The following is a 24,143-nucleotide window of genomic DNA, read 5'->3' on the forward strand; positions in this document are numbered from 1 at the left end:
GCTGACGACGCCAAGCGCACACCCTATCGCGACAAGGCAGCCGGCGAAGGTGCGAAACGCAGCTTCGGCGACCGCCCGGCTCGCCCCGCACGTGACGGCGAGCGCCGCACGTCCGGCGCGGGCCTGAAGACCGCGCAACCCGTCAAGCGCCAGGCTGCCGACACCGATTACGGTGATGAAACGGGCCTGATGCGCCTGTCGAAGCGGATGTCCGAGCTCGGCATGTGCTCGCGCCGCGAAGCCGACGAGTGGATCGAAAAAGGCTGGGTGCTCGTCGACGGCGAACGCATCGACACGCTCGGCACCAAGGTGCGCGCCGACCAGAAAATCGAGATCGACGAACGCGCAAGCGCCGCGCAGGCCGCGCAGGTGACGATCCTGCTGCACAAGCCGGTCGGCTATGTATCGGGTCAGGCGGAAGACGGCTACGAGCCCGCGGCCGTGCTGATCACGCGCGGGAACCACTGGAGCGGCGACCATTCGCCGCTGCGCTTCTCGCCGCAGCACCTGCACGCGCTCGCACCGGCCGGCCGGCTCGACATCGATTCCACCGGCCTGCTCGTGCTGACGCAGAACGGCCGGATCGCGAAGCAGCTGATCGGCGAGCAGTCGGACATCGACAAGGAGTACCTGGTGCGCGTGCGCTTCGGCGAACGGCTCATCGACATCGACCAGCACTTCCCCGCGGAATCGCTCGCGAAGCTGCGCCACGGCCTCGAGCTCGACGGCGTCGCATTGAAGCCCGCAATGGTGAGCTGGCAGAACGGCGAGCAGCTGCGCTTCGTGCTGCGCGAAGGCAAGAAGCGCCAGATCCGCCGCATGTGCGAACTGGTCGGTCTCGACGTAGTCGGCCTCAAGCGCGTGCGGATGGGCCGCGTGATGCTCGGCGCGCTGCCGCAGGGGCAATGGCGCTATCTGTCGGCCGACGAGACGTTCTGACAGCAGGCACGCAACGTGCGCCACGCAACAAAAAACCCGCGCAAGCGGGTTTTTTGTTGCCGTCGAACATCGCGAAACGAGTGCCGGCAGCACGCCGGCTGGCCGCCCCGCATGCCGGTTAGTCGTCTTCCGCCGGATCGAGCCCCGGGAACAGCACCTCGGTGAAGCCGAAGCGCGTGAAGTCGGTGATCCGCATCGGATACAGCTTGCCGATCAGGTGGTCGTATTCATGCTGGACCACGCGCGCGTGAAAACCGTCGGCGACGCGCTCGATCTTCGCGCCGAACTGGTCGAAGCCGCTGTAGCGCACCTTCGCGTAGCGGCTGACGACACCGCGCATGCCCGGCACCGACAGGCAGCCTTCCCAGCCCTCTTCCATGTCCGGCGGCATGTACTCGATCTTCGGGTTGATCAGCACGGTCTCGGGCACCGGCGGCGCATCCGGGTAGCGGTTGTTGTTGCCGAAGCCGAAGATGATGAGCTGCAGCCCGATGCCGATCTGCGGCGCGGCCAGCCCGGCGCCGTTCGCATGGTGCATCGTCTCGAACATGTCCGCGACGATCTCGTGCAGCTCGGGTGTATCGAACCGCTCGACCGGTTTGGCGATTTCGAGCAGGCGCGGATCGCCCATCTTCAGGATCTCGCGAATCATGGCGTATTGCCCTCCAGGAGTTGGTGCAGTCCGTCTTCGTCCAGCACGGGGATGCCGAGTTCCTCGGCCTTCGCGAGCTTGCTGCCGGCTTCGGCGCCCGCGACCACGTAATCCGTCTTCTTCGATACCGAGCCCGCAACTTTCGCGCCCGCCGCTTCGAGCATCTCCTTCGCCGCATCGCGCGTGAGCGTCGGCAGCGTGCCCGTCAGCACGACGGTCTTGCCGGCCAGCACGCCCTGCGGCGCCTTCGGCGCGGGCGGCCCTTCAGGCCACGTAACCTTGCCCGGCGCGCGCAACTGTTCGATCACGGTCCGGTTGTGCTCTTCCGCGAAGAACTGGTGCAGCGACTCGGCGACGATCGGCCCGACGTCGTTGACTTCGAGCAGTTCGTCGATCGATGCATCCATGATCGGCGTCAGCGAGCCGAAATGCTTCGCGAGATCCTTCGCGGTCGATTCGCCGACATGGCGGATACCGAGCCCGTAGATGAAGCGCGCGAGCGTCGTGTGCTTCGCCTTCTCGAGCGAGTCGAGCAAATTCTGTGCGGACTTCTCGGCGAACCGGTCGAGCTCGGCGAGCGTCGCGAAACCGAGATTGAACAGGTCGGCCGGCGTGCGCACGAGATTCAGCTCGACGAGCTGGTCGATGATCTTCTCGCCGAGCCCGTCGATGTCGAGCGCGCGGCGCTGCGCGAAGTGCCACAGCGCCTGCTTGCGCTGCGCCGGGCAGAACAGGCCGCCCGTGCAGCGCGCGATCGCCTCGTCCGGCAGGCGCTCGATCTTCGAGCCGCACACCGGGCATTCGGTCGGCATCACGAATTCGGCCGCATCGTCCGGGCGCCGGTCGAGCAGCGCGCCGACCACTTCGGGAATCACGTCGCCCGCGCGTCGCACGATCACGGTATCGCCGATCCGGATGTCCTTGCGACGCACCTCGTCCTCGTTGTGCAGCGTCGCGTTGGTCACGGTCGCACCGCCGACGAACACCGGCTCGAGGCGCGCGACCGGCGTGATCGCGCCCGTGCGGCCGACCTGCACGTCGATCGCGACGAGCTTCGTCAGCGCTTCCTGTGCGGGGAACTTGTGCGCGAGCGCGAAGCGCGGCGCGCGCGACACGAAGCCGAGACGCTCCTGCTCGTCGCGCCGGTTGACCTTGTAGACGACGCCGTCGATGTCGTACGGCAGCGACTCGCGCTTCTCGCCGATCTTGCGGAAGAAGCCGAGCAATCCGTCGGCGCCGTGCACGACCGCGCGTTCGCGATTCACGGGCAGGCCGAGCGCTTCGTACCAGTCGAGCAGCGCGCTGTGCGTGTCGGGCATCGGCATCCCGTCGAGCACGCCGATGCCGTACGAAAAGAACGACAGCGGACGCTGCGCGGTGATCTTCGAGTCGAGCTGGCGCAGGCTGCCGGCCGCCGCATTGCGCGGGTTCGCGAATTCGCGCTGCTCGGCCGCACGCTGGCGTTCGTTCAGGCGTGCGAAATCGCGCTTGAACATCAGCACCTCGCCGCGCACGTCGAGCACCGCCGGCACGTTCGCGCCCTTCAGCTTCAACGGGATCGAGCGGATCGTGCGCACGTTTTCGGTCACGTCCTCGCCCGTCGTGCCGTCGCCGCGCGTCGACGCCTGCACGAACACGCCGCGCTCGTAGCGCAGCGAGATCGCGAGGCCGTCGAACTTCAGTTCGCACGCATATTCGACGGGCTCCGTCACCGAGCCGGCGAGATCGGTCGTCTTGTCGAGCGCGTCGGCGACGCGCTTGTCGAACGCGACGATGTCCTCGTCGGCGAAGCCGTTGTTCAGCGACAGCATCGGCGCGTCGTGGACGACCGGCGTGAAGCCGCCGGCCGCTTCGCCGCCGACGCGCTGCGTCGGCGAATCGGGCGTCACGAGTTCGGGATGGTCGGTTTCGAGCTGCTGCAGTTCGCGGAACAGCCGATCGTATTCGGCGTCGGGCAGATCCGGCTGGTCGAGTACGTAATAGGCGTAGTTCGCCCGCTCGAGTTGGTCGCGCAGCCACGCGGCGCGCGCGTCGGGCTGGCTGGCTGGCGGTTCGGCTTGGGTTCGGGCCATGCTGGCGGCAGATTCGTTCTGAGAAAATCGGATGCCCGATTATCTCAGTTTGACGCCGCCGCGGGGCGTGCAATGCGCGCCGGATCAGCGTGCTGCAGCGCACACGAAAAGCCTGCGCTGCCACGACGGACGACGGCGCCGAAGCCCGCCGTCCGCGCCATCGCGTTACTGGCTGAAGAGGCGGCGCGTGACCGGCGAACCGGCCGGAATGCCGGCTTCCTCGAGCTTCGCGTACAGCTTCATCAACTGCTGCTCGATCGCGAGCAGCGTCGACTCCGGCAGCGGCCGGCGCGAATCGTCGACGACCCGCGCGCCGATCCGTTCGGACAGCGACTTCGCGTAATCGCACATCAGCCGGAACGGCAGGATGTCCTCTTCGGCGACCGGCACGTCGAGCACCAGCGTGATCATGTTGCCGCCCTTGTACGTGAGGTCGTCGCGCAGGAAGTTCGTATCGCCGAACTGCAGCATGAACACGGGGTTCTGCTTCGCGTCGAGCTTCACGAAACGCGTGCCGTCGCGCGACAGCAGCAGCCCGTCCTGCGATGCGACCGCCTGCACGTAGTTCGCCGACCACGGCGCGCCGTCCGACATCACGTTGATCGACAGTTGCGCGTCGCACTGCGCGGCAAAGGCGTCGAGTTCGCGCGCCATCGCCACCGTCTCCATCATGTCCGGGAATTCCGGTGCGCCGTCGATCGTGTCGGCGAACTGCTGGACGCCCGTCACGAATTCGGAGAATTCAAGCTCGTTCAGCGCGCCGCTGCGGTTCGCGAGCTGCGCGGCCGCGCGCAGTTCTTCGTAGCGCACGCCGTTCTGCAGCAGCTCCCACTGGCCGCCTTCCGGCTTGCCTTCGATGTGCACGGGCTTGCTGCCCGCACGGCGCAGCCGCTGCGCGGCCGGCAGGATCTTGTCGCCCGGCAGCGGCCCGGCGAGGCGGATCGGCACGATGCAGTCGATCCGGCGGTCGACGATCGCGGGCGGCGTCGACGAGATCGTCGTCGCGGCCGGCAGCACGGGTTCGGACGATTCGGCCGGTTCGGCGGCCGCTTCCTGAGCGGAGGCTGGCACCGCTTCTTCACGGGCGGCCGGTTCGACCGACTCGGGCGACAGGTCGGCGCCGGTCGCCTCGGCCTGCAGATCGGCCGGCATGTCCGCTGGCGCCGCGCCGTCCAAGGCAGCCCCCCCGAACGTCGGCTCGACGCGCGCGGCTTCGGCCGGCGCGGCAGCCGCGGCGACCGGTGCCGCAGGCTCGCGGCGCACCGGCTGACGCACCGGCTCGATGAACGGCAACTCTTCGTCGCGCTCGGGGCGGTTCATCGCCTCGGCCGCTTCCTCCGGCATCGGGCGCGGCATCCTGCGTCGCACCTTCGCGCCCTGCCATGCGTTGTAGACCACGACGCCGCCAACCACGACGGCGCCCGCGCCGATCAAACCGAGTGTCAACTCGTCCATGCACGCTCCATCAGCAATTCTTTTTCGTCGGGATCGCGAACGGGCGCCCATGCGCCGCGCGAACGCGATCCGGTTTCGTCAAACGTCAATTCTGGGCAAAACCCGCCGCGGTTTCCATGTCCACCGCAACGATCCGCGACACGCCCTGCTCCTGCATCGTCACGCCGATCAGCTGCTGCGCCATCTCCATCGCGATCTTGTTGTGCGAGATGAACAGGAACTGCGTCTTGTCGGACATCGCGCGCACGAGATTCGCGAAACGTTCGGTGTTCGCGTCGTCGAGCGGCGCGTCGACCTCGTCGAGCAGACAGAACGGCGCCGGGTTCAACTGGAACATCGCGAACACCAGCGCGGTCGCGGTCAACGCCTTCTCGCCGCCCGACAGCAGGTGAATCGTCGCGTTCTTCTTGCCGGGCGGCTGCGCCATCACCTGCACGCCGGCATCGAGGATCTCGTCGCCCGTCATGATCAGCTTCGCCTGGCCGCCGCCGAACAGGCGCGGGAACAGGTCGCTGAAATGGCGGTTGACCTCGTCGAAGGTACCCTGCAGCAGCGTGCGGGTTTCCTGGTCGATCTTGTGGATCGCGTCCTCGAGCGTCGTGATCGCGTCGATCAGGTCGGCCGACTGCGCGTCGAGGAACACCTTGCGCTCGCTCGCGGCCTTCAGCTCGTCGAGCGCGGCCATGTTCACCGGGCCGAGCGCGTTGATCGCATTGTTGAGCCGGGTGACCTCGCCCTGCAGGTACGACGGTTTCAGATCCGGCGTCAGCTTCTCGCTCAGCGCGGCCTCGTCGACCTCGGCCGTCGCGAGCTGCTCGGCGAACTGCTCGACGGACAAGCGCGCGGCCTGCTCCTTCAGCTGCAGCTCGGTGATGCGGTCGCGCAGCGGCTGCAGCGAACGCTCGGCGACGAGGCGCTGTTCGTCCGACGCGCGCAGCTTCGCGGTCAGGTCGTCGAGTTCGATCCGCGCGGCCTGCAGCGCCTCTTCCTTCACCGCGCGAATCTCGAGCGCGTCCTGCAGGCCCGTGTGCGCGGTCTGCTCGTTGATCGTCTCGAGCTCGGCACGCGCGTCTTCCAGCGACGCGGCGACACGCTCGCTCTGCTCGTGCGCAACCTGGATGCTGCGCTTGAGCTCGTCGATCCGGGTCACCGCATTGCGTGCGGCGAAGCGTGCGTCGTTCGCGCCGCGCTCCAGGTCACGCGCCTCCTGACGCGCCTGCGTCAGCGATTCGTCGAGCGATTCGAACGCGAGCTGGTTGTCCTCGAAGCGTGCCTGCAGCTCCGCGAGTTCGCCGTCGAAGCGCTCGAAATTCGCTTCCGACTCCGCGCGCAGCGCGCGCTGTTCTTCGATCTGCGCACCGATTTCCTCGAGTTCCTCGCGGATCTGCGTGCTGCGCTGCGTATAGCGCTCGTGCGCCTGCGCGAGCTTCAATACGTCCATCTGCAGCGCATGCACACGCTGCGTCGCACGCTCGGCCTGCGCGCGCACGTCGCCGAGCGCCTGCGTGGCCTGCGTATGCGCGGCTTCCGCGCGCACGGCGGCCGTGCGCGCCTCGTCGGCGAGCAGTGCCTGCGCACGCACCTGGCGCGTCAGGTTCTCGATTTCCTGCTGGCGGGCCAGCATCCCGGCCTGCTCCGAATCGGCTGCGTACAACTGCACACCGACGCGCGTGACGATATGGCCGGCCTTGACGACGAATGCACCGCCTGCCGGCAGTTGCGTGCGCGTCGCAAGCGCCTGCGCGACGTCGTCGGCGACATAGACGTTGCCGAGCCAGTCGTTCAGCACCGCGCGAATGCCCGCGTCGTCGATGCGCACGAGCGACAGCACCGGACGCAGCCCGGCCACCGCCGCAAGCGGCTCGCCGGCCGCGGGCGGCGCGTAGAACGCGAGCTTCGCGGGCGGCGCATCGGTGGCGAACGCCTTGACCCAGTCGAGATTCGACACTTCGAGCGCGGCGAGGCGCTCGCGCAGCACGGCTTCGAGCGCCGCTTCCCAGCCCGCTTCGACGTGCAGCTTCTTCCACAGGCGCGGCAGCGCGCCGAGCTCGTGCTTGTCGAGCCACGGCTGCACCTTGCCTTCGGTCTGCACGTTTTCCTGAAGCTGCTTCAGCGCGGCGAGGCGTGCCTCGAGCTGGTGGATCTGCGCGCCTTCGGCCTGCACGCGCTCCTGCGCGGCACGGCGTTCGCCGTCGAGGCGCGGCACCGTTTCCTGCGCGTCGGCGAGACGCGCCTGCGCTTCGGCGAGGATTTCTTCCTGCTCGGCAAGCTGCATGCGCAGCTCCTCGAGCTGCGCCTCGTCCGGCGCATCGAGCCCGCCCGCTTCGCTCTTCAGGCGCTCATGGCGCTGCTGAAGCTGCTGGAGCTGCTGGTCGGCGTTGCGCTGGTGCGCGGCTTCGAGCTTCAGCGACTGTTCGGTCTGCGCGATCCGCGCGCGCTCGTCGTTGAGCTGCGCCTGCGCGTCGCGCCACTTCGCCTCGAGCGCCGGCAGCGCGTCGTGCTTCGCGGCTGCGTTGTCCTCGGCGAGCGCGGCCTTCTCGTCGGCCATCGCGCGCGCCTCTTCGGCTTCCTCGAGATCGTCCTGCGACTTCTCGGCCTGCGCGCGCCATTGCTCGCGCTGCGCGTTCAGCGCCGCGATCTGCGCCTGCACGCGATTGCGCGATTCGACGATGAACTTGATTTCGGCTTCGAGGCGGCTCACCTCGGCATTCGCTTCGTAAAGCGCGCCCTGCGCGCCCTGCATCGCGTCGCTCGCCGAGTAATGCGCGACGCGCAGCGTCTCGAGCTGCGACTCGACCTCGCGCAGCCTGGCCGTCTGCGCCTCGAGGTCGATCTGCGCCTGTTCGATCGCGCGCTGCTGCTTCTGCTGCTCGCCGGCGGCCTCGTTCTTGCGCAGCAGCCACAACAGGCGTTGCTTCTCCTCGCCGTCGGCGACGAGTTCCTTGTACTTGGTCGCGACGACGGCCTGCGCCTCGAGCTTCTCGAGGTTCGCGCCGAGCTCGCGGACGATGTCCTCGACGCGCGTCAGGTTCTCGCGCGTGTCGTGCAGGCGGTTCTCGGTTTCGCGGCGGCGTTCCTTGTACTTCGACACGCCCGCGGCTTCCTCGAGGAACACGCGCAGCTCTTCCGGCTTCGCCTCGATGATCCGCGCGATCATGCCCTGCCCGATGATCGCGTATGCACGCGGCCCGAGGCCGGTGCCGAGGAAGATGTCCTGGATGTCGCGGCGGCGCGCCGGCAGGTTGTTGATGTAGTAGCTCGACGTGCCGTCGCGCGTCAGCACGCGCTTCACGGCGATTTCGCCGTATTGGCCCCACTGCCCGGCCGCGCGGCCGTCGGAGTTGTCGAAGATCAGCTCGACGCTTGCCCGGCTGCCGGGCTTGCGGGCGGTCGAGCCGTTGAAGATCACGTCCTGCATCGATTCGCCGCGCAGCTCGGACGCGCGCGACTCGCCGAGCACCCAGCGCACGGCGTCGATGATGTTGGACTTGCCGCACCCGTTCGGGCCCACCACGCCGACAAGCTGGCCCGGAACCTGGAAATGCGTGGGATCGACGAAGGATTTGAAGCCAGCGAGTTTGATCGAGCTCAGACGCACGGCGGTATCGGATGTGAAGAAGGTGTGAAACGGACGGGGCCGTGCTGCGCGGGGCCGGACGGCCCATGCGCGCGACGCGCCCCGGAATTCAAAAGCGGGGCCGCGCGCATACAGCGTTGGGCCCCGCAAACGGCTTCCATCATACCATCGCGCGTGCGCCGTCCCGACCGTCGCCGGGTTTGCCCGGTGCCGGCGCGGCACGATGGACCCGGCTCGACAGCAGCGTCGCCAGCACGATGCACACGCCGCCCGCCCACTCGCGCGCGGTCGGCAGCTCGTTCGCGAACACCCACGCCGACAGCGCGGTGATCACGATCTCGAACAGCATGATGATCGACGCGCGGTTCGCCGGCACGCGCGCGAGGCCGTATTGCACGAGCAGGTTGTTCGCCGCCATCGTCACGCCGATCGCGGCGACGATCAGCGCGGCGACGCCGAGCTGGCCGCCCGCCGGCACGGCCGGCAACCCTTCGAACAGCGACGCGATCGCGCCGAATACCGCCGCGCCGCCGAACAGCGTCGCGGTGCGCATCTCCGCGCGCATCCCGGGCAGCTCGCGGCTCGCCTTGATCACGAGCACGTTGCTCATCGCGAAACTCAGCCCGGCCGCGAGACCGGCCCATTCGGCCGGGCTAGCCGGCAGCGGCAAGCCGAGCGTCGGCGACCACAGCATCAGCATCGCACCGCCGATCGACAGCGCCGCCAGCCCCGCGCCGGCCCAGGTCAGCCGCTCGCGCAGCAGGAAGTGCGCGTAGATCGCGGTCCATGCGGGGGTCAGGTAGAACAGCAGCATCACGCGCAGCACCTCGCCGTGGATCGTGCCCCATACGAAACCGAGGTTCGTCACGCCGGCCGTCACCGCGATGCCCGGCAGCACCCAGTGCCAGCGCAGCGTCGCGATCGTGCGGTGCCGCGTGACGATCACGAACAGGAACGCGACGAGGCTCGTCAGCGCGCTCGCCAGCGTGCCCGTCACGCCGAGCGACGCGAGGATCCGCAACGGATACCAGATCAGGCCCCATACCGACGCGCCGATCAGGATGGCCAGCGTCGGCAGGCTGCCGCGTACCGCGTTATTCATTTGGTTCGATACCCTTTATTCGACCGGCCCGGCCGCCGTTCCGGCGGGCCGTGACCGCATTCCGTCACGCTATAATCGTTCGTTGCGACCCGCGCGCCGTCGGCGCCCGTTCGCAGCCGCGCGGCACGCCCGCCGCTTCTTTCGCTCCAACCGGCCGCGATGGCCGCTTCGCCCGTGAACCCTCGACTCGACTCGCTCCAGCCCTATCCCTTCGAAAAGCTGCGCGCCCTGTTCAAGGACGTGACGCCCTCCGGCGACCTCAAACCGATCAGCTTCGGCATCGGCGAGCCCAAGCACCCGACCCCGGCGCTGATCCGCGACGCCGTCGTGGCCGCGCTCGACGGCCTCGCGTCATACCCGGCCACGGCCGGCTCGGACGCGCTGCGCACATCGATCGCGCACTGGCTCGAGCGCCGCTACGGGCTGCCGGCGATCGATCCGGCCACGCAGGTGCTGCCCGTGTCGGGGTCGCGCGAGGCGCTGTTCTCGCTCGCGCAGACCGTGATCGACGCGCGCCCGTCCGGGCACGGCGAGAAGGCGATCGTACTCTGTCCGAATCCCTTCTATCAAATTTACGAAGGCGCGGCGCTCCTGGCCGGTGCCGAACCCTATTTCGCGAACAGCGACCCGGCCCGCAACTTCGCGTGCGACTACGCGGCCGTGCCCGACGACGTCTGGGCGCGCACGCAGCTGCTGTACGTGTGCTCGCCGGGCAACCCGACGGGCGCCGTGCTGACGCTCGACGACTGGCGCGAGCTGTTCGCGCTGTCCGATCGCCACGGTTTCGTGATCGCGTCGGACGAGTGCTATTCGGAAATCTATTTCGACGAAGCGACGCCGCCGCTCGGCGGCCTCGAGGCCGCGCACCGCCTCGGCCGCGGCTTCGAGCGGCTCGTGATGCTGTCGAGCCTGTCGAAGCGCTCGAACGTGCCGGGCATGCGCTCGGGCTTCGTCGCCGGCGACGCGGCACTGCTGAAGAAATTCCTGCTGTACCGCACGTACCACGGCGCCGCGCTGTCGCCGGTCTGGCAGCACGCCAGCATCGCCGCGTGGAACGACGAGGCGCACGTGCGCGAGAACCGCGCGCTGTACCTGCAGAAGTTCAATACGGTCACGCCGATGCTCGCCGACGTGATCGACGTGAAACTGCCCGACGCCGCGTTCTACCTGTGGGCCGACGTATCGCGCACCGGGCTGTCGGACACCGAGTTCGCCCGCCGCCTGTACGCCGACTATAATGTGACGGTTCTGCCCGGCTCGTACCTGGCGCGCGATGCGCACGGGTCGAACCCGGGCCGCGATTTCATCCGGATCGCGCTCGTCGCGGGCACCCCCGAATGCGTCGAGGGCGCGCAACGCATCGTCGATTTCTGCCGTTCTCTCGCGCGGTAATCGTCCATCCCGATCAATTCCATCCATCTCCTGCGAAAACGAACATGTCGCAACAACTTCAGCAAATCATCGATACCGCCTGGGAAAACCGCGCCGAGCTGTCGCCGAAAGCCGCGCCCGCGGAAGTCCGCGAGGCCGTCGCGCACGCGATCGAGCAACTCGACAAGGGTGCGCTGCGCGTCGCCGAGAAAATCGACGGCAACTGGACCGTGCATCAGTGGCTGAAGAAGGCCGTGCTGCTGTCGTTCCGCCTGGAGGACAACGCACCGATGGCGGCCGGCGGCTACTCGCAGTTCTACGACAAGGTGCCGTCGAAGTTCGCGAACTACACGGCCGAAGACTTCGCCGCGGGCGGCTTCCGCGTCGTCCCGCCGGCCATCGCGCGCCGCGGCTCGTTCATCGCGAAGAACGTCGTGCTGATGCCGTCGTACACGAACATCGGCGCCTACGTCGACGAAGGCACGATGGTCGACACGTGGGCCACGGTCGGTTCGTGCGCGCAGATCGGCAAGAACGTGCACCTGTCGGGCGGCGTCGGCATCGGCGGCGTGCTCGAGCCGCTGCAGGCGAACCCCGTCATCATCGAGGACAACTGCTTCATCGGCGCGCGCTCGGAAGTCGTCGAAGGCGTGATCGTCGAGGAAAACTCGGTGATCTCGATGGGCGTGTATCTTGGCCAGAGCACGAAGATCTACGACCGCGAAACGGGCGAAGTCAGCTACGGCCGCATCCCGGCCGGCTCGGTCGTGGTCGCCGGCAACCTGCCGTCGAAGGACGGTTCGCACAGCCTGTACTGCGCGGTGATCGTCAAGAAGGTCGACGCGAAGACCCGCGCGAAGGTCGGCCTGAACGAGCTGCTGCGAGGCGACTGATGGCGAAGCCGCACACCGTGGTCGTCTACGGCATTCCGAACTGCGACACCGTGAAGAAGGCCCGCGTGTGGCTCGACGATCACGGCGTCGAATTCGAGTTCCACGATTTCAAGAAGCTCGGCGTCAGCGCGCCGCTGGTTGAAGACTGGCTGAAGGACGTGTCGCTCGACGCGCTCGTGAACAAGCGCGGCACCACGTGGCGCGGCCTGGACGACGCGATGAAGGCAGCCGCCGAAACGAAGACCGGCGCGGTCGCGCTGATGATCCACAAGCCGTCGGTCATCAAGCGCCCCGTGCTCGTCGTCAACGGTCGCGTGAAATCGCTCGGCTTCGCGGCCGATCAATACGCGGCGCTGTTTGCCGCATAGGGCCGCCCGCGCTGCGCCTGTCGGCGCAGCCCGACGTCTTGTCGCTGCCGGCCCCCGTGCCGGCATTTTTTATCGAAAGTGGTCCGAACCATGTCCGCCACCCTAGCCCTTACCGAACAGTTGATCGCCCGCGCGTCCGTGACGCCCGACGACCAGCATTGCCAGCAGATCATGACCGCGCGCCTCGCCGCGCTCGGCTTCGAATGCGAGACCATCGCGTCGCACGGCGTGACCAACCTGTGGGCCGTCAAACGCGGCGCCGACGGCCGCGACGGCAAGCTGCTCGCGTTCGCGGGCCACACCGACGTCGTGCCGACCGGCCCGCTCGAGCAGTGGACCTCGCCGCCGTTCATCCCCGCCCATCGCGACGGCAAGCTGTACGGCCGCGGCGCGGCCGACATGAAGACGTCGCTCGCGGCGTTCGTCGTCGCGTCCGAGGAATTCGTCGCGGCCCATCCCGGCCACCGCGGCGCGATCGCATTCCTGATCACGAGCGACGAGGAAGGCCCGGCCACCGACGGCACCGTGAAGGTCGTCGAACTGCTGCAGGCGCGCGGCGAACGCGTCGACTACTGCATCGTCGGCGAGCCGACGTCGACCGCCGAGCTCGGCGACGTCGTCAAGAACGGCCGCCGCGGGTCGATGTCGGGCGAGCTGGTCGTCAAGGGCGTGCAGGGCCACATCGCGTATCCGCACCTCGCGAAGAACCCGATCCACCTGCTCGCGCCGGCGCTCGCCGAGCTCGCCGCCGAGCAGTGGGACGAAGGCAACGAATATTTCCCGCCGACCACCTGGCAGGTATCGAACCTGCACGCGGGCACCGGCGCGACCAACGTGATCCCCGGCCATGCCGACCTGCTGTTCAACTTCCGGTTCTCCACCGCGAGCACCGTCGAGGGCCTGCAGGCGCGCGTGCACGCGATCCTCGACAGGCACGGCCTCGAATACACGCTGAAGTGGTCGGTGAGCGGCCTGCCGTTCCTGACGCCGCGCGGCGAGCTGTCGAATGCGCTGGAAAACGCGATTCGTACCGAGACCGGCATCACGACCGAACTGTCGACCACGGGCGGCACGTCGGACGGCCGCTTCATCGCGCGCATCTGCCCGCAGGTGATCGAGTTCGGCCCGCCGAACGGCAGCATCCACAAGATCGACGAGCACATCGAAGTGCGTTTCGTCGACCCGCTGAAGAACGTGTACCGCCGCGTGCTCGAACAACTGATCGCCTGATGGAGCTTCGCATGACGACACCTTTTGCCACTGTCCGCGACCTGCTGCGCTACGCGGTCACGCGCTTCTCGAAGGCGAAGCTCGCCTTCGGCCACGGCTCCGACAATGCGTACGACGAAGCGGCCTACCTCGTGCTGCATACGCTCGACCTGCCGCTCGACACGCTCGAGCCGTTCCTCGACGCGCGGCTGCTGCCCGACGAAATCGCAGCCGTGCTCGCCGTGATCGAACGGCGCGCGACCGACCGCGTGCCGGCCGCATACCTCACGCATGAAGCCTGGATGCATGGCCACCGCTTCTACGTCGACGAACGCGTGATCGTGCCGCGCTCGTTCATCGGCGAGCTGCTCGACGACGGGCTGCAGCCATATGTCGCCGATCCCGAGCAGGTCGGCGCGGTGCTCGAACTGTGCACGGGCTCCGGCTGCCTTGCGATCCTCGCGGCGAGCGCGTTCCCGAACGCCGAGATCGATGCGGTCGACCTGTCCGACAAAGCACTCGAAGTCGCGGAGATCAACGTGCGCGACTACGGCCTCGAAGACCGCATCGCGCTGCACCGCGGCGATCTCTACGCGCCGCTGCCCGCGTTCCGCACCGACCCCGGCGCACGCTACGACGTGATCCTGACGAACCCGCCGTACGTGAACGCGTCGTCGATGGCCGCGCTGCCGCCCGAATACCGGCACGAGCCGGAGATAGCGCTCGCGGGCGGCGACGACGGGATGGACATCGTGCGACGCATCGTCGCCGAAGCGCACCGCTGGCTGCACGACGACGGCGTGCTCGTCGTCGAGATCGGCAACGAGCGCGAGCACGTCGAAGCCGCGTTCGGCGGCCTCGAACTGACGTGGCTGCCCACCAGCGCGGGCGACGATACCGTGTTCCTGATCCAGGCGTCGGACCTGCCGCGCAAGGACTGAGCCGCCCGGCTCCCTGACCGTGCGGCGCACCGCTGCGCCGCACGGTTGGGTAAGATGCGCGTAAGCGGCCGCCGCGCCGCACGACCTCAGGAGTCCGTCACGCGCCCATGACCCTCGACTGGCTACATCTCGGCACCCTGATCCTGACCATCCACGTGCTCGGGATCGTCGCGGCATGCCACGCGATCATGAACACGCGCACGTCGCAAGGCGCGATCGCGTGGGCCGTCTCGCTCGCCGCGATGCCGTACCTGACGCTCATTCCGTACCTGTTCCTCGGCCGCAGCAAGTTCTCCGGCTACGTCGACGCACGGCGCCACGAGCTGGAACTGTTGCGCACGCACGCACCGCGCTCGCCGTGGCTCAGCGCCGATGCGACCGACGCAACCGACGGGCCGGCCGCCGCCGCGCTCGGCCAGGCCGCCGTGCTCGCACTCACGCGGCTCGGCGGCATGCCGTTCCTCGGTGGCAATTCGGTGCGCACGCTCGTGAACGGCGACGCGACGTTCTCGGCGATCCTGTCGGCGATCGATGGCGCGCGCGACTATGTGATCGTCCAGTTCTTCATCGTGCGCGACGATGCGCTCGGCCAGATGCTGCTCGACTCGCTGCTGGCGCGTGCGGCGGCCGGCGTGCGCTGCTGCCTGCTGTACGACAGCATCGGCAGCTTCGACCTGCCGCACAGCTACGTCGACACGCTGCGCCGGGGCGGCGTCGAGGTCCATCCGTTCGCGACCAATCGCAAGTTCGTCAACCGCTTCCAGCTCAACTTCCGCAACCATCGCAAGATCGTCGTGGTCGACGGCAATCGCGCGTTCGTCGGCGGCCACAACGTCGGCGTCGAATATCTCGGCGCGAAGCCGCGCCTGTCGCCGTGGCGCGACACGCACATCGAGATCCGCGGCCCCGTGGTCGCGAGCATCCAGTACGTGTTCGCCGAAGACTGGCACTGGGCGACGCAGAAGCTGCCGCCGCTCGCGCTGCCGCCGCCCGCGCAGCCCGGCGACGGCATGCATTGCCTCGTGGTGCCGATGGGGCCGGCCGACAAGCAGGAAACCGGCTCGCTGTTCTTCGTCGAGGCGATCAATGCCGCGCGCGAGCGGATCTGGATCACCTCGCCGTACCTCGTCCCCGACGAAGCCGTGCTCTGCGCGCTGAAGCTCGCGGTGATGCGCGGCGTCGACGTGCGCATCCTGATCCCGAGCCGACGCGATCACTACGTGGTGTTCGAGGCGTCGAAGCTGTACGCGCGCGACCTGATCGACGCGGGCGTCAAGGTGTTCCGCTACCGGCCCGGCTTCCTGCACCAGAAGGTCGTGCTGATCGACCGCATCGCGGCGGCGATCGGCAGCGCGAATCTCGACAACCGCTCGTTCCGACTCAACTTCGAGATCATGGTGCTGACCGTCGACCGCGCATTCGCCGACGAGGTCGAGAAGATGCTCGATGCCGACTTCGCGCAGGCGTATGGCGTCGACGCGAACGAATACCGCCAGTCGCCCGCATGGCGGCGGATCGCGATGCACGTCGCGCGGCTGTTCGCGCCGATCCTGTAGCCGCAGGGAGGACGGCAGCGCCCGCCGTCACAGCAGCTTGTCGATATCCGCGGCGATTTCGTCGGGCTTGGTCGACGGCGCGTAGCGCTTGACGATGCGCCCTTCGCGGTCGATCAGGAATTTCGTGAAATTCCACTTGATCGCCTTGAGGCCGAGAATGCCGGGCGCCTCGTCGGTCAGGTAGCGGTACAGCGGATGCGCATGGTCGCCCTTCACGTCGATCTTCGCGAACATCGGGAACGTGACGCCGTAATTGCGCTCGCAGAACGCGCCGATCTGCGCGGCGTCGCCGGGCTCCTGCTTGCCGAACTGGTTGCACGGGAAGCCGAGCACGAAGAAGCCGCGCGCCGCGTACTGGTCGTACAGTTTCTGCAGGCCCGCGTATTGCGGCGTGAAACCGCACTCGCTCGCGGTGTTGACGATCAGCAGCACCTTGCCGCGATACGCGTCGAGCGAAACCGGCGCGCCGGCGAGCGTCTCTGCGCTGAACGAATACAGGGTGGACATCGGGCACTCCTTTTACGAAACCGGATCGACGTGAAGTCTAGGCGAAATCGCGCCGTTGCGGCATCCGCCGAGCGGCCGATGCCCGGCAAGAGCGGCGCGCAGTCTAGAATAGCGGTTTTGGCCAGTCATTTCCGCCGTGATTCGTTTCAATCAGTTCAGCCTTGCGCGAGGCACCAAGCCGCTGTTCGAGTCGACCTCGTTCGTGCTCAATCCCGGCGAGAAAGCCGGCCTGATCGGCGCGAACGGCGCCGGCAAGTCGACGCTGTTCGCGGTCCTGCGCGGCGAGCTGCACTCGGACGCCGGCGATTTCTCGATGCCGCCGTCGTGGCGGATCGCCCACGTGTCGCAGGAAACGCCCGCGGTCGACCGCTCGGCGCTCGACTACACGCTCGATGGCGACGCCGCGCTGCGCGAGATCGAGGCGCGCATCGCGGCCGCGTCCGCCGCGCATGACGGCGCCGCCGAAGCCGACGCGCACGCGGCCTTCGCCGATGCCGACGGCTACACCGCGCCCGCCCGCGCCGAAGCGCTGCTGCTCGGCCTCGGTTTCACGCTCGCCCAGACACGCGAGCCCGTCGCCAGCTTCTCCGGCGGCTGGCGCATGCGCCTGAACCTCGCGCAGGCGCTGATGTGCCGCTCCGACCTGCTGCTGCTCGACGAACCGACCAACCACCTCGACCTCGACGCGATCGTCTGGCTCGAAGACTGGCTGCACCGCTATCCCGGCACGCTCGTCGTGATCTCGCACGACCGCGAATTCCTCGATTCGATCTGCAACGTCACGCTGCACCTGGAAAACCGCCAGGTGAAGCGCTACGGTGGCAACTACTCGCAATTCGAAGTGCTGCGCGCGCAGCAACTGGCGCTGCAGCAAAGCGCATACGAAAAGCAGCAGAAGACGATCGAGCACCTGCAGAGCTTCGTCGACCGCTTCAAGGCCAAGGCCACCAAGGCCAAGCAGGCGCAAAGCCGGATGAAGGCGCTCGAGAAGATGGAGCTGATCGCGCCCGCGCACATCGCATCGCCGTTCACGTTCGAATTCCGCACGCCCGACGCCGCGCCGAACCCGATGATGGTGATGGAAGACGTCCGCTGCGGCTACCATGCCGACGACGGCGCGGACATCCCGATCGTCGAACGCGTGGCGCTGTCGATCCAGAACGGGCAGCGCATCGGCCTGCTCGGCGCGAACGGCCAGGGCAAGTCGACGCTGATCAAGACGCTGGCCGGCACGCTCGCGCCGCTGTCGGGCGACGTCCGCGAGGGCAAGGGGCTGACGATCGGTTATTTCGCACAGCATCAGCTCGAGACGCTGCGCGAGGACGATTCGCCGCTCGCGCATCTCGCGCGGCTCGCGCCCGACACGCGCGAGCAGGAGCTGCGCGACTTCCTCGGCGGCTTCAATTTCTCGGGCGACATGGCGACGAGTGCCGTCGGCCCGTTCTCGGGCGGAGAAAAGGCGCGCCTCGCGCTCGCACTGATCATCTGGCAGAAGCCGAACCTGCTGCTGCTCGACGAACCGACGAACCACCTCGATCTCGAAACGCGCCACGCGCTGACGATGGCGCTCGCGCAGTTCGAAGGCACGCTGATCCTCGTATCGCACGACCGCCACCTGCTGCGCGCGACGACCGACCAGTTCATGCTGGTCGCGAAGCACCGGCTGCAGCCGTTCGACGGCGACCTCGACGATTACCGCGACTGGCTGCTGCAGCATGCGGCCGAGCAGCGCGCGGCCGCGAAGGCCGACAGCGCGGCCTCGTCGGGCGCGGGCGCCGCGACGAACCGCAAGGACCAGAAGCGTCAGGCCGCCGAGGAGCGGCAGCGCCTGTCGGTGTTGAAAAAACCGCTGCAGTCGCGCATCACGAAGCTCGAAAAGGAAATGGAGACGCTACACGCGGAGAAGGCGCGCCTCGACGCGTTCGTCGCCGATCCGGCGAGCTACGAGGCAGCGCGCAAGACGGAGCTGACCGACGCGATCCGCAAGCTCGGGGACGTCAACACGCGTCTCGAAACGATCGAGGCCGACTGGCTCGCCGCGCACGAAGAGCTCGAACAGATCGGCTGAACGCGGCCGCAGTGCAGCCGGCCGGTGCCGCCGGCCCGGCGCGCTGGCGGCACCGGTTCTTCGACAAGCCATCGGGTCCGCATGCGACAAGGCCGGGCGCACTGGCCCGGCCTTTTTGCTGCCCCTGTCCGTCGGTTCGCAGGCCGCCTGCCGGCTCAGCGCCGCGGCAGCGTGTCGCGCGGCAGTTGCTCGTCGTCACCCATCAGGTACCGGCGCCCTTCGGTCGGCCGCCGGATCGCCGCGGCGACTTCCGCTTCGGTCACGTCCTCGGACACGACCTTGCGCGCCAGGCGCCCTTCCTCGTCGATCCATTCGACGATCCGGCATCCGCCGCCCCAGGGCTGGCGAATCGGCTCCGACACGCGGCAGCCGCGCAGGTTGTAAAGGCGTCCGCCCGGCGCTTCCGCATACGATTTCAACATAGGTTCCCTTCGCATTGCGCGGTTCGACAATTCGCCAAAGGATAGGGAAAAGCAATGTCCGGCGGGTTACAGCAGCCTACATATTCTTTACAGAGAATTACGCGACAGATCGCCGACAGTCACAGCCCGCGCGGCTGTCGGGCCGATCACTCGAGATCGCGCACGCGGTCGATCGCCTGCTCGATCCGCTCGACAGCCATCACGTTCAATCCTTCGATCGGCTGTTTCGGCGCATTCGCCTTCGGGATCAGCGCGGCCGTGAAACCGAGCTTCGCCGCCTCGCGCAGCCGCTCCTGCCCGCGCGGGGACGGCCGGATCTCGCCCGCCAGCCCCACTTCGCCGAACACGATCAGCCCCTTCGGCAGCGCCTTGTTGCGCATCGACGAATGGATCGCGAGCAGCACCGCGAGGTCGGCGGCCGGCTCGGTGATCTTCACGCCGCCCACTGCATTGAGGAACACGTCCTGGTCGAAGCACGCGATGCCCGCGTGCCGGTGCAGCACCGCGAGCAGCATCGCGAGCCGGTTCTGCTCGAGGCCGACCGCGAGCCGGCGCGGGTTCGGCACGTGCGCGGTATCGACCAGCGCCTGGATTTCGACGAGCAGCGGGCGCGTGCCTTCCTGCGTGACGAGCACGCACGAGCCGGGCACGATCTGCTCGTGCTGCGACAGGAACAGCGCGGACGGATTCGCGACGCCGCGCAGCCCGCGCTCAGTCATCGCGAACACGCCGAGTTCGTTGACCGCGCCGAAGCGGTTCTTGAACGCACGCACGAGCCGGAACGACGAATGCGTGTCGCCCTCGAAATACAGCACCGTGTCGACGATGTGCTCGAGCACGCGCGGGCCGGCCAGGTTGCCCTCCTTCGTCACGTGCCCGACCATGATGATCGCGGTGCCCGACTGTTTCGCGATGCGCGTGAGCTGCGCCGCGCATTCGCGCACCTGCGCGACCGAGCCCGGCGCCGACGTGAGCGCTTCCGAATAGACGGTCTGGATCGAGTCGATCACGGCCACGTCGGGCCGCTCCGCGTCGATCGCGGCCTGGATCTTTTCGAGCTGGATCTCGGCGAGCAACTGCAGCTCGGCCGCCGGCGTACCGCCGTCGAGCAGCGCAAGCCGCTGCGCGCGCAACGCGATCTGCGCGGCCGATTCCTCGCCGCTGATATAGAGCGCGCGCCGTTCGCTCGCGATGTCCGCGAGCGACTGCAGCAGCAGCGTCGACTTGCCGATGCCCGGGTCGCCGCCGATCAGCACGACGCCGCCCGGGACCAGCCCGCCGCCGAGCACGCGGTCGAATTCGCCGATGCCGGTCGAGAAGCGCGGCACGTCGGCCGCTTCGATGTCGACGAGGCGCTGGACGGGCGCCCGCTTCGCGAGCGACTGGAAACGGTGGGCCGACGGCGACTCGGCGACCGATTCGACCAGCGTATTCCAGGCCTGGCACGACGGACACTGCCCCTGCCACTTCGGGGTCTGCCCGCCGCACTCGCTGCAGACGTAGACGGTTTTCTGTTTGGCCACGCGCAACGCCCTTATTCCGCGCGCACGGGCACGCGGCCGGCGACCGCGCACATCAGCTCGTAGCCGATCGTGCCGCAATGACGGGCAACGTCGTCGATCGGCAGTGTATTGCCCCACAGCTCGACGCGCGCGCCGACGCCGGCCTGCGGGCACGGGGTCAGGTCGACGGTGATCATGTCCATCGACACGCGGCCCACGATCCGCGTGCGGATGCCGTCGACGATCACGGGCGTGCCTTCGGGCGCGACGCGCGGATAGCCGTCCGCGTAGCCGCACGCGACGACGCCGATCCGCATCGGCGCCTGCGCGGAGAACGTCGAGCCATAGCCGATGGCCTGGCCTTTCCCGATCGTTTGCACCGCGATCAGCTCGGACGCGAGCGTCATCGCGGGTTTCAGCCCCGTGTCGGCGATATCGGACGACAGCCCGGACGGCGACGCGCCGTACAGCACGATCCCCGGCCGCACCCAGTCGAAGTGCGTATCCGGATGCCACAGCACGGCGGCCGAATTCGCGAGACTGCGCGCGCCGGCGATGTTTTCCGCGCCGCGCTCGAACGTCGCGAGCTGCTCGGCGACGCCGCGCTCGTTGTCCGCGTCCGAAAAATGGGTCATCAACGTGATCTGGCCGATGCCCGGGCACGCGCGGGCGCGCTCCCAGGCCGCACGGTATTTTTCCGGCAGGTAGCCGAGCCGGTTCATCCCGCTGTTCATCTTGAGCTGCACGTTGACGGGCTTCGACAGCCGCGCCGTTTCCAGCATCCGCATCTGCTCGTCGTTGTGGACGGTCGTCGTCAGGCTGTAGCGGTCGATCACGTCGATGTCGGTCGACCGGAAGAAGCCTTCGAGCAGCAGGATCGGGCCGGCCCAGCCGAGCTCGCGCAGCTTCACGGCCTCGTCGAGGTCGAGCAGGCCGAAGCCGTCGGTGCCGCGCAGGCCGGGAAACGCGCGGGCGAGACCGTGGCCGTACGCGTTGGCCTTGACGACCGCCCAGACCTTGGACGGGCCGGCAAAGCGGCGGACGACGGAGAGATTGTTCGCGAGAGCGGCGGTGTGGATGGTGGCGGAGATCGGGCGCGGCATGGGAAATTTACGTAAAGACGCTTGCGAATCATCAGCTTACCGCGCCTTTTGAGCACCGAAGCCGACAATTTGCGGAACGATCGGGGAATCTTGCTAGTCCGAATTGGCGTATTTTCATGTTATAAAGCCGTGCGCACAACCCATTTCGAACGGAATAAGCCGATCGCATATCAGGCGGCCTACGCGGCCCTGCCGCAGCGACGAAAGCATCGCATCAGATGAAAAAAGGTTTTTACACCATCATGGCCGCGCAGTTTTTCTCGTCGCTGGCCGACAATGCGCTTCTCATCGCCGCCATCGCCCTGCTGAAAGACCTCCACGCCCCCAACTGGATGACACCGCTGCTGAAGCTGTTCTTCGTGTTGTCCTATGTGGTGTTGGCGGCGTATGTCGGTGCTTTCGCGGATTCGCGCCCGAAGGGGCGCGTGATGTTCATCACCAACTCGATCAAGGTGGTCGGCTGCATGATCATGCTGTTCGGCGCCCACCCGCTGATCGCGTACGGGATCGTCGGATTCGGCGCGGCGGCCTACTCGCCCGCCAAATACGGGATTCTCACCGAGCTGCTGCCGGCCGATCGGCTGGTCGCCGCGAACGGCTGGATCGAAGGTACGACCGTCAGCTCGATCATTCTCGGCACCGTGCTCGGCGGCGCGCTGATCAGCCCGCACATCGCGGCGCACGTGATCGCGCACACGCCCGGCTGGATCGGTACGCCCGCCGAAGCGGCGATGGCGATCATCATGGCGATCTACGTGGTCGCCGCGCTGTTCAACCTGCGCATTCCCGATACGGGCGCCCGCTATCCGAAGCAGGAACGCGGCCCGGTCAAGCTCCTCACGGATTTCGCCGACTGCTTCATGGTGCTGTGGCGCGACAAGCTCGGCCAGATCTCGCTGGCGGTCACGACGCTGTTCTGGGGCGCGGGCGCGACGCTGCAGTTCATCGTGCTGAAATGGGCCGAGGTGTCGCTCGGCATGTCGCTGTCGGAAGGCGCGATCCTGCAGGCCGTGGTCGCGGTCGGCGTCGCGGCCGGCGCGATCGCCGCCGCCGCCCGGATACCGTTGAAGAAGTCGCTGACCGTGCTGCCCGTCGGCATCATCATGGGCATCGCGGTGATGCTGATGGCGTTCTACACGCGCGACCTGTTCCCGTCGCACTGGGCCGTGCACTTCGGCCACCTGCGCATGCCCGTTTACCTGATCGTCGCGTACATCTTCCTGATCTGCGTCGGCGCGCTGTCGGGCTACTTCGTCGTGCCGATGAACGCGCTGCTACAGCATCGCGGCCACGTGCTGCTGTCGGCCGGCCACTCGATCGCGGTGCAGAACTTCAACGAGAACCTGTCGGTGCTCGTGATGCTGTGCCTGTATGCGGTGCTCGTGTGGCTCGACGTGCCGGTCGGCGTCGTGATCGTGCTGTTCGGCACCTTCGTCTGCCTGACAATGTGGCTCGTGATGCGCCGCCACCAGGCGAACCAGCGTCAGTTCGACTCGGTCGCGTTGATCGGCGAAGCGCGGCACTGACGCTACACTTCCCGTTTCCGTTCGCCAGCGCCGGTCTTCGAACCGGCGCGTTGCCATCATGACGCACCCGATACCCAACATCCTGACGATCGCCGGCTCCGATTCGGGCGGCGGCGCAGGCATCCAGGCCGACCTGAAGACGTTTTCCGCGCTCGGCGCGTACGGCGCCAGCGTGATCACCGCGCTGACCGCGCAGAACACGCGCGGCGTGACGGGCGTGCACGCGCCGGACGCCGCGTTCGTGACCGCGCAGCTCGACGCGGTGTTCGACGACATCCGCATCGATGCGGTCAAGATCGGGATGCTCGCGAACGCGGCGATCGTGCACGCGGTGGCCGACGCGCTGCGCCGTTACGCGCCGCGCTTCGTCGTGCTCGACACGGTGATGATCTCGAAGAGTTCGCATGCGCTGCTCGCGCCCGACGCGGTCGACGCGCTGCGCGATGCGCTGCTGCCGCTGGCGACCGTCGTCACGCCGAACCTGCCCGAAGCGGCCGCGCTGCTCGGCGACGCACCCGCGACCACTGAAGACGACATGGTCCGGCAAGGCCGGGCGTTGCTGCAGACGGGCGCGCGCGCCGTGCTGATGAAAGGCGGCCACCTGCCCGACGCGGCCGCGAGCCCCGACTGGCTCGTCGATGCGGCGCACACCGTGCGGCTCGACGGCCCGCGCGTGCCGGTCAGCAACACGCACGGCACGGGCTGCACGCTGTCGTCGGCGATTGCCGCGCTGCTGCCGCAGCAGCCCGACCTCGAAAGCGCGGTGCGCGAAGCGAAGACCTACCTGACCGGCGCGATCGCCGCGAGCGGCCGTCTCGACGTCGGCCACGGCGTCGGCCCGGTTCATCACTTCCATCGCTGGTGGTAAGCGCCGCCTGAC

Annotated in this window: 19 protein-coding genes; 10 read left to right on the forward strand and 9 right to left on the reverse strand. The window is 67.9% G+C overall.

The window, feature by feature from the left end:
* Positions 1 to 939: pseudouridine synthase (locus BT264_RS12825; protein ID WP_143156740.1), on the forward strand; the 939-nt coding region annotated here is incomplete at its 5' end.
* A 118-nt stretch (positions 940 to 1,057) separates the two neighbouring features.
* Here the strand turns inward: BT264_RS12825 and def are convergent.
* The 5 genes from def to BT264_RS12850 all read right to left on the reverse strand — a co-directional run bounded on the left by def (position 1,058) and on the right by BT264_RS12850 (position 9,797).
* Positions 1,058 to 1,591, reverse strand: coding sequence for a peptide deformylase (gene def, locus BT264_RS12830; protein ID WP_072437087.1), 534 nt, complete (start codon positions 1,589 to 1,591; stop codon positions 1,058 to 1,060).
* Complete coding sequence (gene ligA / locus BT264_RS12835; protein ID WP_072437086.1) at positions 1,588 to 3,663, reverse strand: NAD-dependent DNA ligase LigA; 2,076 nt, start codon at positions 3,661 to 3,663, stop codon at positions 1,588 to 1,590. Before ligA ends, def begins: the two co-directional genes overlap by 4 nt.
* Positions 3,664 to 3,828: 165 nt before the next feature.
* Complete coding sequence (locus tag BT264_RS12840) at positions 3,829 to 5,118, reverse strand: cell division protein ZipA C-terminal FtsZ-binding domain-containing protein (protein ID WP_072437085.1); 1,290 nt, start codon at positions 5,116 to 5,118, stop codon at positions 3,829 to 3,831.
* Between the two features lie 85 nt (positions 5,119 to 5,203).
* A complete protein-coding gene (gene smc, locus BT264_RS12845) occupies positions 5,204 to 8,716 on the reverse strand; it encodes a chromosome segregation protein SMC (RefSeq protein WP_072437084.1) in 3,513 nt (1,170 codons plus the stop codon).
* A 139-nt stretch (positions 8,717 to 8,855) separates the two neighbouring features.
* Entirely contained in the window at positions 8,856 to 9,797 is a 942-nt protein-coding gene (locus BT264_RS12850; RefSeq protein ID WP_072437083.1) for a DMT family transporter, read from the reverse strand.
* Positions 9,798 to 9,956: 159 nt separating this feature from the next.
* On the opposite strand from BT264_RS12850, the gene dapC reads away from it, so the two are divergent.
* From dapC to cls, 6 genes are all read left to right on the forward strand, one after another.
* Positions 9,957 to 11,189 (forward strand): succinyldiaminopimelate transaminase, encoded by a 1,233-nt coding sequence (gene dapC / locus BT264_RS12855; RefSeq protein WP_072437082.1) that lies wholly within the window; start codon positions 9,957 to 9,959, stop codon positions 11,187 to 11,189.
* A 44-nt stretch (positions 11,190 to 11,233) separates the two neighbouring features.
* Positions 11,234 to 12,061: a 2,3,4,5-tetrahydropyridine-2,6-dicarboxylate N-succinyltransferase gene (dapD, locus tag BT264_RS12860; RefSeq protein WP_072437081.1), complete on the forward strand. Its 828-nt coding sequence runs from the start codon at positions 11,234 to 11,236 to the stop codon at positions 12,059 to 12,061.
* Positions 12,061 to 12,429, forward strand: a complete 369-nt coding sequence (locus BT264_RS12865) for an ArsC family reductase (RefSeq protein ID WP_034184733.1) — start codon at positions 12,061 to 12,063, stop codon at positions 12,427 to 12,429. The genes dapD and BT264_RS12865 overlap by 1 nt, the downstream gene beginning before the upstream one ends.
* Before the next feature lie 90 nt (positions 12,430 to 12,519).
* On the forward strand, positions 12,520 to 13,659 hold the full coding sequence (gene dapE / locus BT264_RS12870; RefSeq protein ID WP_072437080.1) for a succinyl-diaminopimelate desuccinylase: 1,140 nt from the start codon (positions 12,520 to 12,522) through the stop codon (positions 13,657 to 13,659).
* Positions 13,660 to 13,670: 11 nt separating this feature from the next.
* Positions 13,671 to 14,579: a 50S ribosomal protein L3 N(5)-glutamine methyltransferase gene (gene prmB / locus BT264_RS12875; protein ID WP_072437255.1), complete on the forward strand. Its 909-nt coding sequence runs from the start codon at positions 13,671 to 13,673 to the stop codon at positions 14,577 to 14,579.
* 107 nt (positions 14,580 to 14,686) lie between these two features.
* A complete protein-coding gene (gene cls / locus BT264_RS12880; RefSeq protein ID WP_072437079.1) occupies positions 14,687 to 16,135 on the forward strand; it encodes a cardiolipin synthase in 1,449 nt (482 codons plus the stop codon).
* Positions 16,136 to 16,162: 27 nt separating this feature from the next.
* On the opposite strand, the gene BT264_RS12885 is transcribed toward cls, so the two are convergent.
* Complete coding sequence (locus tag BT264_RS12885; protein WP_011549528.1) at positions 16,163 to 16,642, reverse strand: glutathione peroxidase; 480 nt, start codon at positions 16,640 to 16,642, stop codon at positions 16,163 to 16,165.
* A gap of 136 nt (positions 16,643 to 16,778) precedes the next feature.
* Between BT264_RS12885 and BT264_RS12890 the strand changes: the two genes are divergently transcribed.
* Complete coding sequence (locus BT264_RS12890) at positions 16,779 to 18,710, forward strand: ATP-binding cassette domain-containing protein (protein WP_072437078.1); 1,932 nt, start codon at positions 16,779 to 16,781, stop codon at positions 18,708 to 18,710.
* A 155-nt stretch (positions 18,711 to 18,865) separates the two neighbouring features.
* On the opposite strand, the gene BT264_RS12895 is transcribed toward BT264_RS12890, so the two are convergent.
* The 3 genes from BT264_RS12895 to alr form a co-directional block, all read right to left on the reverse strand.
* Complete coding sequence (locus tag BT264_RS12895) at positions 18,866 to 19,132, reverse strand: DUF2866 domain-containing protein (protein WP_072437077.1); 267 nt, start codon at positions 19,130 to 19,132, stop codon at positions 18,866 to 18,868.
* Between the two features lie 146 nt (positions 19,133 to 19,278).
* Positions 19,279 to 20,655: a DNA repair protein RadA gene (gene radA, locus BT264_RS12900; RefSeq protein ID WP_072437254.1), complete on the reverse strand. Its 1,377-nt coding sequence runs from the start codon at positions 20,653 to 20,655 to the stop codon at positions 19,279 to 19,281.
* An 11-nt stretch (positions 20,656 to 20,666) separates the two neighbouring features.
* The gene (alr, locus tag BT264_RS12905) at positions 20,667 to 21,737 is read right to left on the reverse strand and encodes an alanine racemase (RefSeq protein WP_034184727.1); all 1,071 of its coding nucleotides are present in this window, start codon (positions 21,735 to 21,737) and stop codon (positions 20,667 to 20,669) included.
* A gap of 218 nt (positions 21,738 to 21,955) precedes the next feature.
* On the opposite strand from alr, the gene lplT reads away from it, so the two are divergent.
* On the forward strand, positions 21,956 to 23,263 hold the full coding sequence (gene lplT, locus BT264_RS12910; protein WP_072437076.1) for a lysophospholipid transporter LplT: 1,308 nt from the start codon (positions 21,956 to 21,958) through the stop codon (positions 23,261 to 23,263).
* A gap of 58 nt (positions 23,264 to 23,321) precedes the next feature.
* Positions 23,322 to 24,131, forward strand: a complete 810-nt coding sequence (gene thiD / locus BT264_RS12915) for a bifunctional hydroxymethylpyrimidine kinase/phosphomethylpyrimidine kinase (protein ID WP_072437075.1) — start codon at positions 23,322 to 23,324, stop codon at positions 24,129 to 24,131.
* Positions 24,132 to 24,143: the final 12 nt, after the last annotated feature.

Origin of the sequence: Burkholderia sp. NFPP32, from assembly GCF_900119325.1 — a bacterium.
Taxonomy (GTDB): Bacteria; Pseudomonadota; Gammaproteobacteria; order Burkholderiales; family Burkholderiaceae; genus Burkholderia; species Burkholderia pyrrocinia_C.

Bases quoted from the DNA above. Each gene is read 5' to 3' on its own strand.
- def (WP_072437087.1), bottom strand. From the start codon at position 1,591: ATGATTCGCGAGATCCTGAAGATGGGCGATCCGCGCCTGCTCGAAATC.
- ligA (WP_072437086.1), bottom strand. From the start codon at position 3,663: ATGGCCCGAACCCAAGCCGAACCGCCAGCCAGCCAGCCCGACGCGCGC.
- BT264_RS12840 (WP_072437085.1), bottom strand. From the start codon at position 5,118: ATGGACGAGTTGACACTCGGTTTGATCGGCGCGGGCGCCGTCGTGGTT.
- BT264_RS12850 (WP_072437083.1), bottom strand. From the start codon at position 9,797: ATGAATAACGCGGTACGCGGCAGCCTGCCGACGCTGGCCATCCTGATC.
- dapC (WP_072437082.1), top strand. From the start codon at position 9,957: ATGGCCGCTTCGCCCGTGAACCCTCGACTCGACTCGCTCCAGCCCTAT.
- dapD (WP_072437081.1), top strand. From the start codon at position 11,234: ATGTCGCAACAACTTCAGCAAATCATCGATACCGCCTGGGAAAACCGC.
- BT264_RS12865 (WP_034184733.1), top strand. From the start codon at position 12,061: ATGGCGAAGCCGCACACCGTGGTCGTCTACGGCATTCCGAACTGCGAC.
- dapE (WP_072437080.1), top strand. From the start codon at position 12,520: ATGTCCGCCACCCTAGCCCTTACCGAACAGTTGATCGCCCGCGCGTCC.
- prmB (WP_072437255.1), top strand. From the start codon at position 13,671: ATGACGACACCTTTTGCCACTGTCCGCGACCTGCTGCGCTACGCGGTC.
- cls (WP_072437079.1), top strand. From the start codon at position 14,687: ATGACCCTCGACTGGCTACATCTCGGCACCCTGATCCTGACCATCCAC.
- BT264_RS12885 (WP_011549528.1), bottom strand. From the start codon at position 16,642: ATGTCCACCCTGTATTCGTTCAGCGCAGAGACGCTCGCCGGCGCGCCG.
- BT264_RS12895 (WP_072437077.1), bottom strand. From the start codon at position 19,132: ATGTTGAAATCGTATGCGGAAGCGCCGGGCGGACGCCTTTACAACCTG.
- alr (WP_034184727.1), bottom strand. From the start codon at position 21,737: ATGCCGCGCCCGATCTCCGCCACCATCCACACCGCCGCTCTCGCGAAC.
- lplT (WP_072437076.1), top strand. From the start codon at position 21,956: ATGAAAAAAGGTTTTTACACCATCATGGCCGCGCAGTTTTTCTCGTCG.
- thiD (WP_072437075.1), top strand. From the start codon at position 23,322: ATGACGCACCCGATACCCAACATCCTGACGATCGCCGGCTCCGATTCG.